Below are 15,205 nucleotides of genomic sequence, written 5' to 3' on the forward strand. Positions count from 1 at the left end.
GCCCACAGCCTGGACCCACCCCCTGTGAACAAACCTCAGAGCTTCTTCCATCTGCATCTGATCTCCGACGCCACCGGCGAGACACTGCTGGCGGCCGGCCGCGCGGCGTCCGCGCAATACAAGGATGCGCGCGCCATCGAGCACATCTATCCGCTGATCCGCACGGAAAAGCAGATCGCCAAGGTCTTCGAGGACATCGAGGAGGAGCCAGGCATCATTCTCTATACGGTGGTCGACCAGAAGCTGGCGCGTTCGATCGATGAGCGCTGCGCTGCCATGGGCCTGCCTTGCGTCTCGGTGCTGGAACCGGTGCTGACCGTCTTCCAGTCCTATCTCGGCACGCCGGCCGGTCGCCGCGTCGGCGCCCAGCACGTGCTCGACGCCGAATATTTCCGCCGCATCGATGCGCTGAACTTTACCATGGAGCATGATGACGGCCAGCTGCCGGCCAATATGGACGATGCCGACATCGTGCTGATCGGCATTTCGCGCACCTCGAAGACGCCGACCAGCATCTATCTCGCCAATCGCGGCATCAAGACCGCCAATATCCCGATCGTGCTCGGCGTGCCGCTGCCCGAAAGCCTGATCGCCGCTAAGACGCCTTTGGTCGTCGGCCTGGTCGCCACGGCCGAGCGCATCTCGCATGTGAGGCAAAACCGTATCCTCGGCAACAGCGCCGCCTTCGTGCCGACCGATTATGTCGACCGCGCCGCGATCAACGAGGAGCTCGCCTATGCCCGCCAGCTCTGCACGCGGCATGGCTGGCCGATGATCGACGTCAGCCGCCGCTCCATCGAGGAAACGGCCGCGGCGATCGTTGCCCTGCGGAGCAAGACGCGCTAGGGCAAGCGATGTAAGTGAGCACTCCGTCCAACACCCCTCATCCGACCGAGCTTCGCTCGGCCACCTTCTCCCACAAGGGGAGAAGGAAGAACGCGGCGCCAGCGTCCTGCGATTACCGCCAGGCGGCGATTTGCGGTGACGTTGGACTTTCCTTCTCCCCTTGTGGGAGAAGGTGGATCGGCGCGACAGCGCCGAGACGGATGAGGGGTGCTGGACGGATCGCAACGGTTGAATGAACCATCATGCCTGAAAAGATCATCCTCGCCTCCGGCAGCCCATTCCGAAAAGCCATGCTCGACAGCGCCGGCCTCGACATCGAGGCGGTGCCGGCAAATGTCGACGAGCGCGCGCTCGAGGCTCCGCTGAAGGACAGCGGTGTTTCACCGGAGGACGTCGCGTCGATCCTGGCCGAGGCCAAGGCGACCGAGGTCAGCGAGCGCAAGCCGGGCGCCCTGGTGCTCGGCTGCGACCAAACCCTGTCGCTGGGCGACGAGATTTTTCATAAGCCCGCCGACATGGAAGGCGCCCGCCGCCATCTCCTGGCCTTGTCCGGCAAGACGCATCAGTTGAACAGCGCCGCGGTGCTTTGCCGCGACGGCGCAGTGCTGTGGCGCCATGTCGGCGTCGTGAGCCTCACCATGCGCAAGCTCGACCCCGGCTTCATCGGCCGGCACCTGGCCCGCGTCGGCGTCAAGGCGCTTTCCAGCGTCGGCGCCTATCAGATCGAGGGCGAAGGCATCCAGCTGTTCGAGAAGATCGAGGGCGACTATTTCACCATCGTCGGCCTGCCGCTTTTGCCCGTGCTGAAGGAATTGCGCGCCTTGGGGGCCATCGATGGCTGAGGCAAAAGCATTTGTCACCGGACATCCAATCGCCCATTCGCGCTCGCCGAAAATCCATGGTTATTGGCTGGCACAATACGGCATCGACGGCAGCTACCAGGCGATCGACGTCGCGCCGGCGGATTTCGCCGCTTTCCTGAACTCCCTCGGCGATAACGGCTACCGCGGCGGCAATGTCACCATTCCGCACAAAGAAGCCGCTTTCGCCGGAGTAGCCCGCCGAGACCATGCGGCCGATGAAATCGGCGCGGTCAACACGCTGTGGTTCGAGGATGGCCTTCTCTGGGGCGGCAACACGGACGGCTATGGCTTCGCCGCCAACCTCGACGACCATGCGCCGGGCTGGGCGGCCAATGGGCCGGCCGTGGTTCTGGGCGCCGGCGGCGCCTCCCGCGCGGTCATCCACGCGCTGAAGGAGCGTGGCGTCAAGGATATACGCATCGTCAATCGGACGCTCGCGAGAGCCGAGGAACTCAGCCGCCATTTCGGCGCCGGGGTCTCGGGGCATGGCGCGGGCGCGCTCAGTGAGCTGCTTGCCGATGCCGGCCTGCTGATCAACACCACCTCGCTCGGCATGCATGGTGACGCCACGCTCTCCGCCGATCCGGCCGGCTTGCCCGGCCATGCCATCGTCATCGACATTGTCTATGTGCCGTTGGAAACGCCCTTGCTTGCCGCCGCCAGGACGCGCGGCCTGAAGACGGTCGATGGTCTCGGCATGCTGCTGCATCAGGCCGTGCCAGGTTTCGAACGCTGGTTCGGCAGGAAACCCGAAGTGACGCCCGAATTGCGGCGCATGATTGTCGCCGATATCGAGGGCCGTTGATGATCGTGCTTGGCCTCACCGGATCGATCGGCATGGGCAAGTCCACCACGGCGAAAATGTTCGCCGAGGCCGGCGTGCCGGTGCATGATTCCGACGAGACCGTGCATCGCCTTTATTCCGGCAAGGCCGCCCCTCTGGTCGAGGCGGCTTTTCCGGGCACGACGCAGGTGGGCGCGGTCGACCGGGTCAAGCTCGCCGAAAAAGTGCTCGCCGATCCGGCCGCGCTGAAGCGGCTCGAGGCAATCATTCACCCGCTGGTGCGCGCCGACGCCGATGTGTTTCTCGCAAAGCATCGCGCCGCTGGCGCGCGGCTTGCCGTGCTCGACATCCCGCTGCTGTTCGAAACCGGCGGCCGCAACCGTGTCGACAAGGTCGTGGTCGTCACCGCGTCGCCCGAAATCCAGCGCGAGCGCGTGCTCGCCAGGCCGGGCATGAGCGAGGAGAAGTTTTCATCCATCCTCGCCAGGCAGGTGCCCGACGCCGAAAAGCGCCGCCAGGCCGATTTCATCATCGATACCGGCCATGGCTTCGACGCCGCGCGAAAGAGGGTCGAGGCGATCGTCGCCGAACTCTCAGGGGAAAAGTCCGGCTAAGCCGGCTCCTGACATTACAGCGCCGCGCCCGTTCGGACGCGCAAAGGACGCTGTAACGCTTTGATTTTGCGCATGAACCTTTTCCCAAAATCGATTCCGATTTTCGGAGGTCAGGCGTTAGGCCTTCGCCAGTCTCCATTGCCATTTTGTTCTGGTGTATGATTCTGCTCGTTTGGGAAGCGAACTGATTCGAATGCGTGAGATCATCTTCGATACGGAAACCACTGGCCTCGATTTGCGCGACGACCGCATCATCGAGCTTGGCGGCGTCGAGCTGGTCAACCGCTTCCCGACCGGCCGCACCTTCCACAAATTCATCAATCCGCAGGGGCGCGCGATCCATGCCGAGGCGCAGGCCGTGCACGGCATCAGCGCCGCCGACCTGGTCGGCAAGCCGACCTTCGCCGAAATCGCGCAGGAATGGCTCGACTTCACCGACGGCGCCCGGCTGATCGCCCACAACGCAACCTTCGATATCGGCTTCCTCAATCTAGAATTCAGCCGGCTTGAGCAAGCTGCCATCGATCCCGGCCGCGTGGTCGACACGCTGGCGCTGGCGCGCCGCAAGCATCCGATGGGACCGAACTCGCTCGACGCGCTCTGCCGGCGCTACGGCATCGACAACACCCGCCGCACCAAGCACGGCGCGCTGCTCGACTCCGAATTGCTGGCCGAGGTCTATATCGAGCTCATCGGCGGCAAGCAGGCGGCGCTGGTGCTGGAGTCCGTGGCGGTGCACATGAACGGCGCAGGCGAGGTGGCCGATATCGACATCTCGATCGGCGCGAGACCCATCGCCCTGCCGCCGCGGCTCAGTGAAACGGATCGGGCGGCGCATGCGGGGCTGGTCGCGACGCTCGGCGAAAAGGCGCTGTGGCTGAAAGTGGCGGTGGGTTGATCGGGCGCTATTCGCGCTGACGTTGGAGACAGCGCCCTTTCCAATCCGATCGCGATCTGTCGCGGCAGCCATTGAACGGTTGGTCGCGTCGAAGGATCGCGTTAGTTTGATCGCGCGCGCCGACCGCGCCCAAACCCGCCCGCAAAGGACCGCGATGACCGGACCCAATCCCAACGTCAAGCATCCGATTGCGATGCATCCGCGCGTCGGCTTCCTGAAGGGACTGGTGACGTCGCCCAACATCGAGATCGGCGACTTCACCTATTACGACGACCCTGACGGTCCCGACAAATTCGCCGAGAAATGCGTGTTGCATCACTACGACTTCATTGGCGACAAGCTGATCATCGGCAAGTTCTGCGCCATAGCCGAAGGCGCGCGTTTCATCATGAACGGCGCCAACCACGCCATGTCGGGCTTCTCGACCTATCCGTTCAACATCTTCGGCCATGGCTGGGAGGAAGGCTTCGACCCGCAGACCTGGTCGAAGGAGATCCGCGGCGACACCACGATACGCAATGACGTGTGGATCGGCATGGATGCGGTGATCATGCCGGGTGTGACGGTGGGCGACGGCGCCATTGTCGCGGCGAAATCGGTTGTCACGCACGACGTGCCGCCTTATGCGATCGTGGCCGGCAATGCGGCCAAGGTGGTGAAGATGCGCTTCGACGAATTCACGGTGCGGCGGCTATTGAAGGCGGCCTGGTGGGACTGGCCGGTCGACAAGATCAGCCGCAACCTCAATGCCATCCGCGGCGCCGACATTTCCAGGCTGGAGGCAGCGGTTTGAACGCGCCCGAAAAAATGACAAACGACAAGACCCCGAACGAAACGGCGATCAGCCCGGAGCTGTTCACCCGTGGCTGGGTCTTCATCCGCGGCGTGCCGTCGATGAAATTCCTGCCGCCGGAAGGCCCGCCGGAGATCGCCTTCGCCGGCCGTTCCAATGTCGGCAAATCGTCGCTGATCAACGCGCTGGTCGGGCACAAGGGCCTGGCGCGGACGTCGAACACGCCGGGCCGCACGCAGGAGCTCAACTATTTCGTGCCCGACGGCTTTTCCGGCGAGGGCGCCGACTTGCCGCCGATGGCGCTGGTCGACATGCCGGGCTACGGCTATGCCAGCGCGCCAAAGGACAAGGTCGATGAGTGGACCAAGCTGATCTACGAATATCTGCAGGGCCGCGTGACGCTGAAGCGCGTCTATGTGCTGATCGACGCGCGCCATGGCATCAAGGCCAAGGACGAGGAAGTGCTGACCCTGCTCGACAAGGCGGCAGTGTCCTACCAGGTGGTGCTGACCAAGACCGACAAGATCAAGGCCGCGGGCGTGCCGAGGCTGATCGAGGAGACGCTGGCCAAGATCAAGAAGCGGCCGGCGGCGTTTCCACTGGTGCTGGCCACCTCGTCGGAAAAAGCCGAGGGCTTGGACGAGCTGCGCGCCGCCATCGCCCTGGTAGCGAACGGCGGCTGACGCCGCCCGCCAGGGACCGATCCCTCAGGATCAATCCATCTCGTCGCGTTCCGGCTCGCGATCGCGCCGGCCGCTGAGGATCTCGCGCTTGCCGACATGGTTGGGAGCGCCGACCAGGCCTTCTTTCTCCATGCGCTCGACCAATGAGGCGGCGCGATTGTAGCCGACGCCGAGGCGGCGCTGGATGTAGGAGGTCGAGCACTTCTTGTCGCGCTTGACCACCTTGACGGCCTCTTCGTAGAGCGAGTCGCCATCCTCCTCGGCCATCGCGCTTTTGTCGAAGACCGGGCCGGTGTCGGCCGCTTCCTGTTCTTCTTCCTCGTCGGCGGTAACGGTGTCGAGATATTCGGGACGTCCCTGCGCCTTCAGATGCGCCACGACATGCTCGACCTCGACATCGGAAACGAAGGGGCCATGCACGCGCGAAATGCGCCCGCCGCCTGCCATGTGCAGCATGTCGCCCTGGCCGAGCAGCTGCTCGGCGCCCTGCTCGCCGAGGATGGTGCGGCTGTCGATCTTCGACGTCACCTGGAAGGAGATGCGGGTGGGGAAATTGGCCTTGATCGTGCCGGTGATGACATCGACGGACGGGCGTTGCGTCGCCATGATCAGATGGATTCCGGCGGCGCGTGCCATCTGCGCCAGCCGCTGGATGGCGCCTTCGATCTCCTTGCCGGCCACCATCATCAGGTCGGCCATCTCGTCGACGATGATGACGATGTAGGGCATCGGCGCGAGGTCGATCGCGCGCTCCTCGAACAGCGGCTCGCCCGTGCCTCTCTCGAAGCCGGCCTGCACCTGCATGGTCACGACCTCGCCCTTGTCGCGGGCGCCGGCCGCGCGCTGGTTGTAGCCGTCGATGTTGCGCACGCCGAGGCGCGCCATCTTGCGGTAGCGGTCCTCCATCTCGCGCACCGCCCATTTCAGCGCCGTGACGGCCTTCTTAGGATCGGTGACGACCGGCGTCAGAAGATGCGGGATGCCATCATAGACGGAGAGCTCCAGCATCTTGGGGTCGACCATGATGAGACGGCATTCCTGCGGTTTCATCCTGAAGAGCAGCGACAGGATCATGGTGTTGATGGCGACCGACTTGCCCGACCCGGTGGTGCCCGCCACCAACAGATGCGGCATCTTGGCGAGCTCAGCGATGACCGGTTCGCCGCCGATAGTCTTGCCGAGGCCGAGCGCCAGCTTGCAGGAGGTGTTGCGGAAGCCGGCCGAGCCGATCAGCTCGCGAAAATAGACCGTCTCGCGCGTCTCGTTGGGCAGCTCGATGCCGATGACATTGCGGCCCGGCACCACGGCGACACGCGCCGATACAGCCGACATGGAGCGGGCGATATCGTCGGCGAGCCCGATGACGCGGCTGGATTTCACACCCGGCGCCGGCTCGAACTCGTAGAGCGTGACGACCGGCCCCGGCCGGACATGGATGATCTCGCCCTTGACGCCGAAATCCTCCAGCACGCTTTCGAGCAGATCGGCATTCTGCTCCATCCGCTCCTGCGACATGTAAAAGCCCTGGCCCTCCGGCGGCATCTGCAGAAGCTCTTCCGAAGGAAGCTCGTAGCCGCCCATCGCGGATAGCGGCTCGACCTCGCCGGCCATGGGCAACGATGGTGCCTGCCTGGCTTTCCTGGCGCTTGCCGGGGCGGAGATCGGCATGGGCTTGGCAGGCGCCGGTTGGGCGGCCGCCGGAGCCGGCACGGGCGCCAAGATCGGACTTGCCTCCGCCGTGTTGGAGCGCCATTCGATGACCCGGTAAAATGACGTCGCCTCGCCCGGGAAGGCGGCACGGGGCTGGACGGGTTGCGCGGCCGGACGCTGCGCCGGCACCGGCTTCATCAATGGCTGCGCCGGAACGGCAGGCGCCTGCCCGGCCTCAGTCAGACGCGCCCGCGCCAGGCGCTCGGCAAGAAAGGGCATGCCGAACTCGAAAAAGGCATGATCGGAAAGATAGGACCAGCGCAATCCGCTCAGGCGCGGTTTTAGTGTCGGAGCAGCAGCCTGGCTCGGCGCGGCCGCTGCGGCCGGGACGATGGCAGGGGCAACAGTGGCTGGTGCGCGGATCGACCCGGTTTGCATCGGCGCCGAGGCGGGAGCGGCGGAACTTTTCCGGACCGGAGCGGCTGGCGGCGGAGCCGGAGGCGCAGGCCGGACGGGCTCGGCGGCGGATGCCTTGCCCTGAGCGGCATCCTCCGGCGGAGCGGCTCGCCTGGCGAGGTCGGTGTCCGGCGTGCGCGTGAACCGCACATTGGGCGCAAGGAAGAAATAGTTCTGCCAGGTGGGGAGGGCGAAATCGTCGCCGGCCGAATCGCCGGCCGAGTCGGACGATGCGTTACGAGCGGCGGCCGATTCGCCCCCGGGCAGGACTCGCAGCGGCACGACCTGTCCTGCTTGCGGGACTGCGCCATGGCGCCCGGTTTCCCGCGGATTGCGATGTTCGTCGTCGCTGTCGTGGGCTGAGGCGCCGGGATGATTGGCACGGGGGAAACGCATGGATGTCATACTCGAGACTCGCCGATTGAACGTATCCCGAGACATAGGAAGCGATGGTTAACAGGTTCTTCCGAAAGCGCCTGCCGGACGAAGCCGATCGATATTTTGAGAGGGGGGTCTTCAGGCCGGTCTTCGCGGTCGAGGCAGACCGCACCGATGGATTTCGCGGCGACGCCTCGCGACCCCTTCAGCTTCGCCCTTTGCGCTCCGGAATCCGCATGCCCGAACGGTCAGGCCGATTGCAACGCCCGTTCCTCGGCGAAGAATTTTTCCGTGGCATAGGCCTTGAGAAACACTTCGACGCCGGAGGTCACGACGTGCTCGATCTCCGCCTGGCTCGGCGCTTTGGTGCGATAGGAAAAGATGCACTGGCGGAACAGGCCGGCGAGGCAAAGCTCGGTGAACTGGTAGGCGGCAAGGTCGACGTCGGCGATCTGAAGCAGGCCGCGTTCGACGGCTTCGTTGAGGAAGGCCATGACCTTGTCGTGGCCGCGCTTGGGGCCGCGTTCGTAGAAGCGCGCGCCAAGCTCCGGAATCCGATCGGCCGCGCCGACCACGGTGCGCTGGGCCTGGATGACCTTGGCCGAGGTGATCTTCAGCGAAAGCACGGTGCCGAACTTCACCAGCGTCTTGCGCAGGTCGTCGAAATGGTCGAGCACTTCATACATGTTCTTGAAGATGGTGCCGCGCTCTTCCTCGATGAGCGCCTCGAACAGCTCTTCCTTGTTTTGAAAATAGACGTAGATCGTGCCCTTGGAGACGCCGGCCTCGCGCGTGATGTCGTTCATCGAGGCCGCTTCAAAACCCTTGTCTATAAAGACGCGGCGGGCGCCCTCGATGATCTGGGCCCGTTTTACGGGATCCTGCCCGGCCGCCGGGCGGCCCTTGCGTAAGTCGAGCAGATCGCTATCGGCTGTCGTGTCGACCATGGAAGTCGTTCCTTGAAAAATATTTCGAACCGCTCGGTTCGATTTCCTCTTGATATGGTCCTCTTTCCGCGCTATGTCAATCTCCAATTCGAACCGAACGGTTCAGTATGACTGACATCCAGAGAGATCGCTATGTCCTCGAACGCGCCCGCCACCGCCGAAGTCCGCTCTTTTCCCAACGCCAAGATCCAGCCTTCGACCGAAGCGCCGGAAGTTCCTGTCCAGCCCGCCGCTCCTGTTGCGACGCCGGCGGCTGAAGCACCCGCCAAGAAGAAGCGCTCTGTCCGCTCTTTCCTGTTACCGATCATCGGCCTTGCCCTGCTCGGCGCCGGCTCCTGGTATGGGTATAACTATTGGATCGACGGACGGTTCATGATCTCCACCGACGACGCCTATGTCCAGGCCGATATGTCGTTCGTGTCGCCGAAAATATCCGGCTATATCGACAAGGTGCTGGTGAGCGAGAACCAGCAGGTCAAGGCCGGCGATCCGCTGTTCGTCATCGACAATGGCGACTACAAGATCGCCGTGGCCCAGGCCGAGGCGCAGATCGCCACCTTGGCGAAGACGCTCGACCGCATCGACGCCCAGACCAAGGCGGCCCAGGCTTCGCTGTCGCAGGCCCAGGCACAGAAGGTCGCGGACCAGGCCGCCGCCGACAATGCGGCGCGCGCCCAGCTGCGGGCGGCGCAACTCGTCAAGACCCATGTCGGCACGCAGGCCCAGCTCGACGACGCCCAGACCGCGCTCGACCAGGCCAAGGCGGCGCTTGTCGGCGCCGATGCCCAGATTGCGGCGGCGCAGGCTAATATCGGCGTGCTGGAAGCGCAGCGCGCCGAGTCGGCCTCGACGCTCGCCTCGCTGCAGCTCACCCGCGACAAGGCCCTGCGCGACCTGTCCTTCACCGTGCTGAAGGCTCCCTATGACGGCGTCGTCGGCAACCGCTCGGTCGAGCAGGGCGATCTCGTCAGCCCCGGCCAGAAGCTCGCCGTCGTCGTGCCGATGGACAAGCTCTACATCGTCGGCAACTTCAAGGAGACGCAGCTCGGCCGGATGGTGCCCGGCGAAAAGGTCCGCATCACCGTCGACGCTATCGACGGCCAGACCTTCGAAGGCACGGTTTCCTCGCTGGCGCCGGCTTCGGGCGCGGTGTTCTCGCTGCTGCCGCCGGAAAACGCCACCGGCAACTTCACCAAGGTGGTGCAGCGCGTGCCCGTGCGCATCGACGTCCCGGCGGACGTGCTGAAGGCCGGCAAGCTGCGCGCCGGGCTGAGCGTCGTCGTCGCGGTCGACAGCCGCACCGCGCCGGCTTCGACGACCAACTGATTGGGGGGCGGCCCGGCGGCCGATCGAGCGCCGGGCCGTCCAGCCTGCTTATCGTTTTCGACGCAATTCGGGACCGCCACGCGCTCGTCCCAGGAATTGCCCGGGGAGGCCATGACATGGCAACCGCAACCATCACCGCAGGATCAATGCCCGGACGTCCGGTCGCTGCCGCGCCGGCCCTGCCCGCGGACCATATGCCCGTGCGCCGCGTCGTCGCCTTCCTGGCGATGGTGTTCGGCATGTTCATGGCGATCCTGGACATCCAGATCGTCTCGGCCTCGCTCTCGGAAATCCAGGCGGGCCTGAGCGCCAGCTCCGACGAGATCCCGTGGGTGCAGACCGCCTACCTGATCGCCGAGGTGGTGATGATCCCGCTGTCCGGCTTCCTTAGCCGCATGCTGTCGACGCGCGTGCTGTTCACCACCGCGGCGGCCGGCTTCACCGCGGCCAGCGCGCTTGCCGCGACCGCCACCAATATCGACCAGATGATCGTCTACCGCGCCATCCAGGGCTTTATCGGCGGCGGCATGATCCCCAGCGTCTTCGCGGCCGCCTTCACCATCTTCCCGCCTTCCAAGCGCGCCGTCGTGTCGCCGATGATCGGCCTGGTGGCGACGCTGGCACCGACGATCGGCCCGACGGTGGGCGGCTATATCAGCCACGCCATGTCCTGGCACTGGCTGTTCCTGATCAATGTCGTGCCCGGCATCATGGTGGCGACGGCCGCCTGGTCGCTGATCGACTTCGACAAGCCCAACCTGAAACTGTTCTCGAAGTTCGACTGGTGGGGCCTGGTCGGCATGGCCGCTTTCCTCGGCTGCATGGAATATGTGCTGGAGGAAGGCCCGAACCATGACTGGCTGCAGGAGCCGGCAGTGTTTGCCTGCGCCATCATCATGACCATCGGCGGCGTCATCTTCTTCTGGCGCGTCTTCACCGCCGAGGAGCCGATCGTCGACCTGAGGGCCTTCAGCAACGTCAACTTCGCCTTCGGCTCGCTGTTCTCCTTCGTCGTCGGCATCGGCCTCTACGGGCTCACCTATCTCTATCCGGTGTTCCTGGGGCGTATCCGCGGCTACGATTCGATGATGATCGGCGAGGCGCTGTTCGTCAGCGGCCTGGCGATGTTCTTCACCGCGCCCATTGCCGGCATCCTGTCGAACAAGATCGACCTCAGGCTGATGATGATGATCGGCTTCGTCGGCTTCGCCACCGGCACCTGGTGGATGACGCATCTCACGGCCGACTGGGATTTCTATGAGCTGTTGATCCCGCAAATCCTGCGCGGCTGCTCGATGATGCTGTGCATGGTGCCGATCAACAACATCGCGCTCGGCACGCTGCCGCCGGAACGGCTGAAGAATGCGTCGGGCCTGTTCAACCTGACCCGCAATCTCGGCGGCGCCGTCGGCCTCGCGGTGATCAACACGGTGCTGATCGACCGCAACGCCTTCCACTATGCGCGGCTCTCCGAGCATGTGCAGTGGGGCAGCGAGGCGGCGCAGACCAAGCTGCAGAACATGACGCAGAATTTCGAGCAGACCGCAGGTCTCGACGCAGCAAGCGCTGCGATCTCGAAGCTGTCCGCCATGGTGCACCAGCAGGCGGCGCTTTTGTCCTTCATGGACGTGTTCATGATGCTGACGGTGCTGTTCGCCTCGCTCGGATTTTTCGTGCTGTTCATCAACAAGCCGGCCCCGCAGGGCGGCGGTGGCGGCGGAGGCCATTGAGGAGCCGGAACCCCCGCCTGGCGTCCTCAACGCGTGACCCCGGAAACCGGTGACGATTTCCGGGGTCATTCTTTTTGGAGAGATTGAAAGCGACTCCAAGGTGGGTTGAGATTCAGGTCAGGCCGAGTCGAAAATGGTGGGTTCCGAGAACCGGAGCGGAGCGTACTTTTCGTACGTGAGCACCGGAAGCGCAGGAAGCTGCCATTTGCAGGCCGGCCTCACCTGAATCTCAACCCACCTCAGGCTGAAGCCGGCTTGAAGCTCAGCGCCACGCCGTTGATGCAGTGGCGCAGGCCGGTGGGCGGCGGGCCGTCATCGAAGACATGGCCGAGATGGCCGCCGCAGCGCCGGCAATGGACCTCGGTGCGGGTCATGCCGAGCGAGCGGTCTTCGGTCTTGCCGATGGAGTTCGGGATCTCCTGCCAGAAGCTCGGCCAGCCGGTGCCGGAATCGAATTTCGTCTCCGACGAATAGACCGGCAGGTCGCAGCCGGCACAGGCGAAGATGCCCTTGCGATGCTCGTTGAGCAACGGGCTGGTGCCGGGATATTCGGTGCCTTGCTTGCGCAGCACATCGAAGGCCTCGTCCGAAAGGATGGCGTGCCACTCGGCATCGGTCTTGGTGATTTCGAACGTCTCGGCGGCGAGAGCGGGCTTCGGTCCGCCGGCACGCAGCATCGCTGCGGATCCGACGATGAGAGCGGTGGCGGCGGCCCCGCTCCAGAGAAAATCACGACGGTTCATGGCCGTTCCTCCTGACGCATTTTGCCAAGATAGAGCCCGCGCCGGAAATCAAAAGCCGGTGACGCCCCATCTCCTCGTTCGAGCAATTCCGGACAGAACCTTCCTGGAACGCTCCGGATGCTGCTCCGCGCCGCCCTTGCGGGACGGGCGCGGAGCACACCCCTGCCGGCGGCGCGGATCTTGAATGATACGGCCAGCGCTCAGCCATGTCTTCGCCGGCCAGGCCCGCTTTGTTACATCTTCGGCAAGAGAACCTTGTCGATGACATGGATGACGCCGTTCGACTGGCGGACATCGGCGATGGTGACATGGGCGACATTGCCGTTCTCGTCGGTGACGGTGACCTTGCCCTTCTCCGCCTTCAGCGTCAGGTCGCAGCCGCCGACCGTCTTGACCTGGTGGGCGCCGCCATCGGCCTTGGCCATCTTGGCGACGTCGGCGGCCAGCGCCTTGGCGGCGACGACATGGCAGGTCAGCACCTTGGTCAGCTTGTCCTTGTTCTCGGGCTTGAGCAGCGTGTCGACCGTGCCGGCCGGGAGCGCCGCAAAGGCCCCGTTGGTCGGCGCGAAAACGGTGAACGGACCGGCGCCCTGCAGCGTGTCGACCAGGCCGGCGGCCTTGACGGCGGCGACCAGAGTTGTGTGGTCCTTCGAATTGACGGCATTCTCGATGATGTTCTTCTTGGCATACATCGGCGCGCCGCCGACCATCGGATTGGCGGCGTAGGCAATGGTGCCGAGCGCCGAAAGGCCAAGTGTAGAGGCAAGCAAAAGGGTGGCGAGCTTACGCATAGTGTCAGTCTCCTCGGGTTGTTTCTTCCCGTCCTTGGGAACGCGAGGAGATACGGGCCCGAAAAACGTTAGTTTCACGAAGGGCGCGATTTTTTATTTCGACGCTTTATTCCGCCCGCGTCATCGATGGTGACAGGGAACTTTTCCCCGCCTAGCGAAGGAGAATATAGACTTCAGTTAGTCTTCGATGATGGGCTGACCAGGGTCAGATTCCCTTCAGGTCACCCGCGGCGACGACCGGACCGGTCGGCTGGCCGGTCGGCGAACCGCCGGAGGGTTCGAGGCTGACGGCGAGCACGGCGCCTTGCGCCAGCTTCTGCTGGACGGCGGGCGTGACCGCCATGCGCGCGGTCGGGCCGGCGGGGATGACACCCATCGAGACCGGCGCGTTCTTGCCCTCGATCATCCACAGCTCGAAATCCTTGCCGGCGCCGCGGTCGCCGGAGACCAGCGATAGGCCGACCTCGTGGCGGGCGGCGTCATAGACGGCAAGATATTTGACGTTGCTGTTGTCGGCGGCCAGAGAGGCGACCAGCCTGGTCTCGGGCGGCTGGACCGGCTGGTTGACGTAAGGCAGGGCGACATAGACGGCCAAAGCGGCGACGGCCGCCGCGGCGAGGCCGCGCCAGAAGGCAAGGCTCGCCCACAGGCCGCCGCTGGGCGCCGTGGACGCGGACGAAGCGAACAGGCGGCGGTCGATTGCCACTTTCACGGAAGCCGGCGGCTCGACCGCGGCATAGGCGGCGGCCATGGGCGCGAAATGGGCTTCCCAGGCGTCGACCAGGCGGGCGAACGACGCCTCGGCATCGATGCGACGGGAAGCGATCTGGCGCTCGTCGGCTGCCAGGACGCCGAGAACGTATTCGGCGGCGAGCAGATCGTCGCCTCCACGTTCCGGTCCGTTGTCCTCTGCCAGCGTCATCTTTCCAGGCATTCTCTCAGTTTCAGCAGGCTTCGCCGCAGCCAAGTCCGCATCGTGTTCAGCGGAACCTTGAAGCGCTCCGCCAACTCGGCATAGCTCTCGCCGCCCAGATAGGCGCCCCGGACGGCCGCCGCCCGGTCTTGCTCCAGTTCGTCGAGGCAATGGTAGATGCGTTCGGTCTCGCCGCCCGCCACAGCCATGGCCTCGGGTCCCGGCGCCGGATCGGCGACGTCGAGGGCCGTATCGATGTTGGCAGAAGGACTGCGCCGCGACCGGATGCGATCGATCGCATGATTGCGCGCAACGGCCACCAGCCAGGAAATCGGGCTCAGATCGGAAACCGCGAAACGATCCGCCTTCGTCCAGATTTTGACGAAGACCTCCTGCAGCGCTTCTTCCGCATCTCCCCTGTCCCGCAATACACGAAGGCAGACGCCGAAAAGTTTCCCGCTGGTCTGCTTGTAGAGCAGATCGAACGCCGCCCGGTCCTTCATCGAAGTCCGGACGATCAGCTTGCTGATATCCTGCGGCGCCATGCAGGCAAATTAGAAGATTGCGATCTAATTGCAACGGCGGCGGAAGCGTTGTCCACCAGCGGCCACGGGCCGATCCTACGCGGCTCGATGGAGAAGCTTTCAGGACGGCTGAAGCGGCGGGCTGAAGCCTCCCAACCTCGTCATTCCAGGGCGGAGCAGCCGCGCAGCGGCGTCGCGAAGACCCTGGAATCCATTCCGTGACCTTAGTCAAAAGTGCAGCGGAGCAGAATTCTGCACCGCGGCGG

Annotated in this window: 15 protein-coding genes; 9 read left to right on the forward strand and 6 right to left on the reverse strand. The window is 64.6% G+C overall.

Annotated elements, in window-relative coordinates; genetic code table 11:
- Positions 1-24: 24 nt before the first annotated feature.
- From LB538_RS27705 to yihA, 7 genes are all read left to right on the forward strand, one after another.
- Entirely contained in the window at positions 25-846 is an 822-nt protein-coding gene (locus LB538_RS27705; RefSeq protein WP_224532433.1) for a pyruvate, water dikinase regulatory protein, read from the forward strand.
- Between the two features lie 242 nt (positions 847-1,088).
- Positions 1,089-1,688, forward strand: a complete 600-nt coding sequence (locus LB538_RS27710; RefSeq protein WP_224532434.1) for a Maf-like protein — start codon at positions 1,089-1,091, stop codon at positions 1,686-1,688.
- Complete coding sequence (locus LB538_RS27715; RefSeq protein WP_224532435.1) at positions 1,681-2,514, forward strand: shikimate dehydrogenase; 834 nt, start codon at positions 1,681-1,683, stop codon at positions 2,512-2,514. The genes LB538_RS27710 and LB538_RS27715 overlap by 8 nt, the downstream gene beginning before the upstream one ends.
- On the forward strand, positions 2,514-3,107 hold the full coding sequence (gene coaE / locus LB538_RS27720; protein ID WP_224532436.1) for a dephospho-CoA kinase: 594 nt from the start codon (positions 2,514-2,516) through the stop codon (positions 3,105-3,107). Before LB538_RS27715 ends, coaE begins: the two co-directional genes overlap by 1 nt.
- 193 nt (positions 3,108-3,300) lie before the next feature.
- Complete coding sequence (gene dnaQ / locus LB538_RS27725) at positions 3,301-4,005, forward strand: DNA polymerase III subunit epsilon (RefSeq protein WP_140546255.1); 705 nt, start codon at positions 3,301-3,303, stop codon at positions 4,003-4,005.
- Positions 4,006-4,159: 154 nt separating this feature from the next.
- Positions 4,160-4,798 carry a CatB-related O-acetyltransferase gene (locus tag LB538_RS27730; protein WP_140845343.1) on the forward strand — a complete coding sequence of 213 codons (639 nt, stop codon included), beginning with the start codon at positions 4,160-4,162 and terminating at the stop codon, positions 4,796-4,798.
- A gap of 14 nt (positions 4,799-4,812) precedes the next feature.
- Positions 4,813-5,481, forward strand: coding sequence for a ribosome biogenesis GTP-binding protein YihA/YsxC (gene yihA, locus LB538_RS27735; protein WP_224532437.1), 669 nt, complete (start codon positions 4,813-4,815; stop codon positions 5,479-5,481).
- Between the two features lie 30 nt (positions 5,482-5,511).
- Here yihA and LB538_RS27740 read toward each other — a convergent pair whose 3' ends face one another.
- Positions 5,512-7,869, reverse strand: coding sequence for a DNA translocase FtsK (locus tag LB538_RS27740; RefSeq protein ID WP_411909066.1), 2,358 nt, complete (start codon positions 7,867-7,869; stop codon positions 5,512-5,514).
- Positions 7,870-8,213: 344 nt separating this feature from the next.
- Positions 8,214-8,912, reverse strand: coding sequence for a TetR/AcrR family transcriptional regulator (locus tag LB538_RS27745; RefSeq protein WP_095769503.1), 699 nt, complete (start codon positions 8,910-8,912; stop codon positions 8,214-8,216).
- A gap of 132 nt (positions 8,913-9,044) precedes the next feature.
- Here LB538_RS27745 and LB538_RS27750 point away from each other — a divergent pair, with 132 nt between their 5' ends.
- Together LB538_RS27750 and LB538_RS27755 are read left to right on the forward strand one after the other, a co-directional pair.
- Positions 9,045-10,238 carry an HlyD family secretion protein gene (locus LB538_RS27750; protein ID WP_224532439.1) on the forward strand — a complete coding sequence of 398 codons (1,194 nt, stop codon included), beginning with the start codon at positions 9,045-9,047 and terminating at the stop codon, positions 10,236-10,238.
- 116 nt (positions 10,239-10,354) lie between these two features.
- On the forward strand, positions 10,355-11,968 hold the full coding sequence (locus tag LB538_RS27755; RefSeq protein WP_411909067.1) for a DHA2 family efflux MFS transporter permease subunit: 1,614 nt from the start codon (positions 10,355-10,357) through the stop codon (positions 11,966-11,968).
- Positions 11,969-12,207: 239 nt separating this feature from the next.
- On the opposite strand, the gene msrB is transcribed toward LB538_RS27755, so the two are convergent.
- From msrB to LB538_RS27775, 4 genes are all read right to left on the reverse strand, one after another.
- Positions 12,208-12,711, reverse strand: coding sequence for a peptide-methionine (R)-S-oxide reductase MsrB (gene msrB, locus LB538_RS27760; RefSeq protein ID WP_095769500.1), 504 nt, complete (start codon positions 12,709-12,711; stop codon positions 12,208-12,210).
- A gap of 233 nt (positions 12,712-12,944) precedes the next feature.
- Complete coding sequence (locus tag LB538_RS27765; RefSeq protein ID WP_224532440.1) at positions 12,945-13,502, reverse strand: fasciclin domain-containing protein; 558 nt, start codon at positions 13,500-13,502, stop codon at positions 12,945-12,947.
- 205 nt (positions 13,503-13,707) lie between these two features.
- Positions 13,708-14,424, reverse strand: a complete 717-nt coding sequence (locus LB538_RS27770; protein ID WP_224532441.1) for an anti-sigma factor domain-containing protein — start codon at positions 14,422-14,424, stop codon at positions 13,708-13,710.
- Entirely contained in the window at positions 14,421-14,960 is a 540-nt protein-coding gene (locus LB538_RS27775) for a sigma-70 family RNA polymerase sigma factor (protein WP_095769497.1), read from the reverse strand. The genes LB538_RS27770 and LB538_RS27775 overlap by 4 nt, the downstream gene beginning before the upstream one ends.
- Positions 14,961-15,205: the final 245 nt, after the last annotated feature.

It is taken from the genome of Mesorhizobium sp. Ca11 (assembly GCF_020165275.1).
Taxonomy (GTDB): Bacteria; Pseudomonadota; Alphaproteobacteria; order Rhizobiales; family Rhizobiaceae; genus Mesorhizobium.

What these genes read in the sequence shown, in the direction of transcription:
- LB538_RS27710 (WP_224532434.1), top strand. Translation starts at nt 1,089, where the DNA reads ATGCCTGAAAAGATCATCCTCGCCTCCGGCAGCCCATTCCGAAAAGCC.
- LB538_RS27715 (WP_224532435.1), top strand. Translation starts at nt 1,681, where the DNA reads ATGGCTGAGGCAAAAGCATTTGTCACCGGACATCCAATCGCCCATTCG.
- coaE (WP_224532436.1), top strand. Translation starts at nt 2,514, where the DNA reads ATGATCGTGCTTGGCCTCACCGGATCGATCGGCATGGGCAAGTCCACC.
- dnaQ (WP_140546255.1), top strand. Translation starts at nt 3,301, where the DNA reads ATGCGTGAGATCATCTTCGATACGGAAACCACTGGCCTCGATTTGCGC.
- LB538_RS27730 (WP_140845343.1), top strand. Translation starts at nt 4,160, where the DNA reads ATGACCGGACCCAATCCCAACGTCAAGCATCCGATTGCGATGCATCCG.
- yihA (WP_224532437.1), top strand. Translation starts at nt 4,813, where the DNA reads ATGACAAACGACAAGACCCCGAACGAAACGGCGATCAGCCCGGAGCTG.
- LB538_RS27745 (WP_095769503.1), bottom strand. Translation starts at nt 8,912, where the DNA reads ATGGTCGACACGACAGCCGATAGCGATCTGCTCGACTTACGCAAGGGC.
- LB538_RS27750 (WP_224532439.1), top strand. Translation starts at nt 9,045, where the DNA reads ATGTCCTCGAACGCGCCCGCCACCGCCGAAGTCCGCTCTTTTCCCAAC.
- LB538_RS27755 (WP_411909067.1), top strand. Translation starts at nt 10,355, where the DNA reads ATGGCAACCGCAACCATCACCGCAGGATCAATGCCCGGACGTCCGGTC.
- msrB (WP_095769500.1), bottom strand. Translation starts at nt 12,711, where the DNA reads ATGAACCGTCGTGATTTTCTCTGGAGCGGGGCCGCCGCCACCGCTCTC.
- LB538_RS27765 (WP_224532440.1), bottom strand. Translation starts at nt 13,502, where the DNA reads ATGCGTAAGCTCGCCACCCTTTTGCTTGCCTCTACACTTGGCCTTTCG.
- LB538_RS27770 (WP_224532441.1), bottom strand. Translation starts at nt 14,424, where the DNA reads ATGACGCTGGCAGAGGACAACGGACCGGAACGTGGAGGCGACGATCTG.
- LB538_RS27775 (WP_095769497.1), bottom strand. Translation starts at nt 14,960, where the DNA reads ATGGCGCCGCAGGATATCAGCAAGCTGATCGTCCGGACTTCGATGAAG.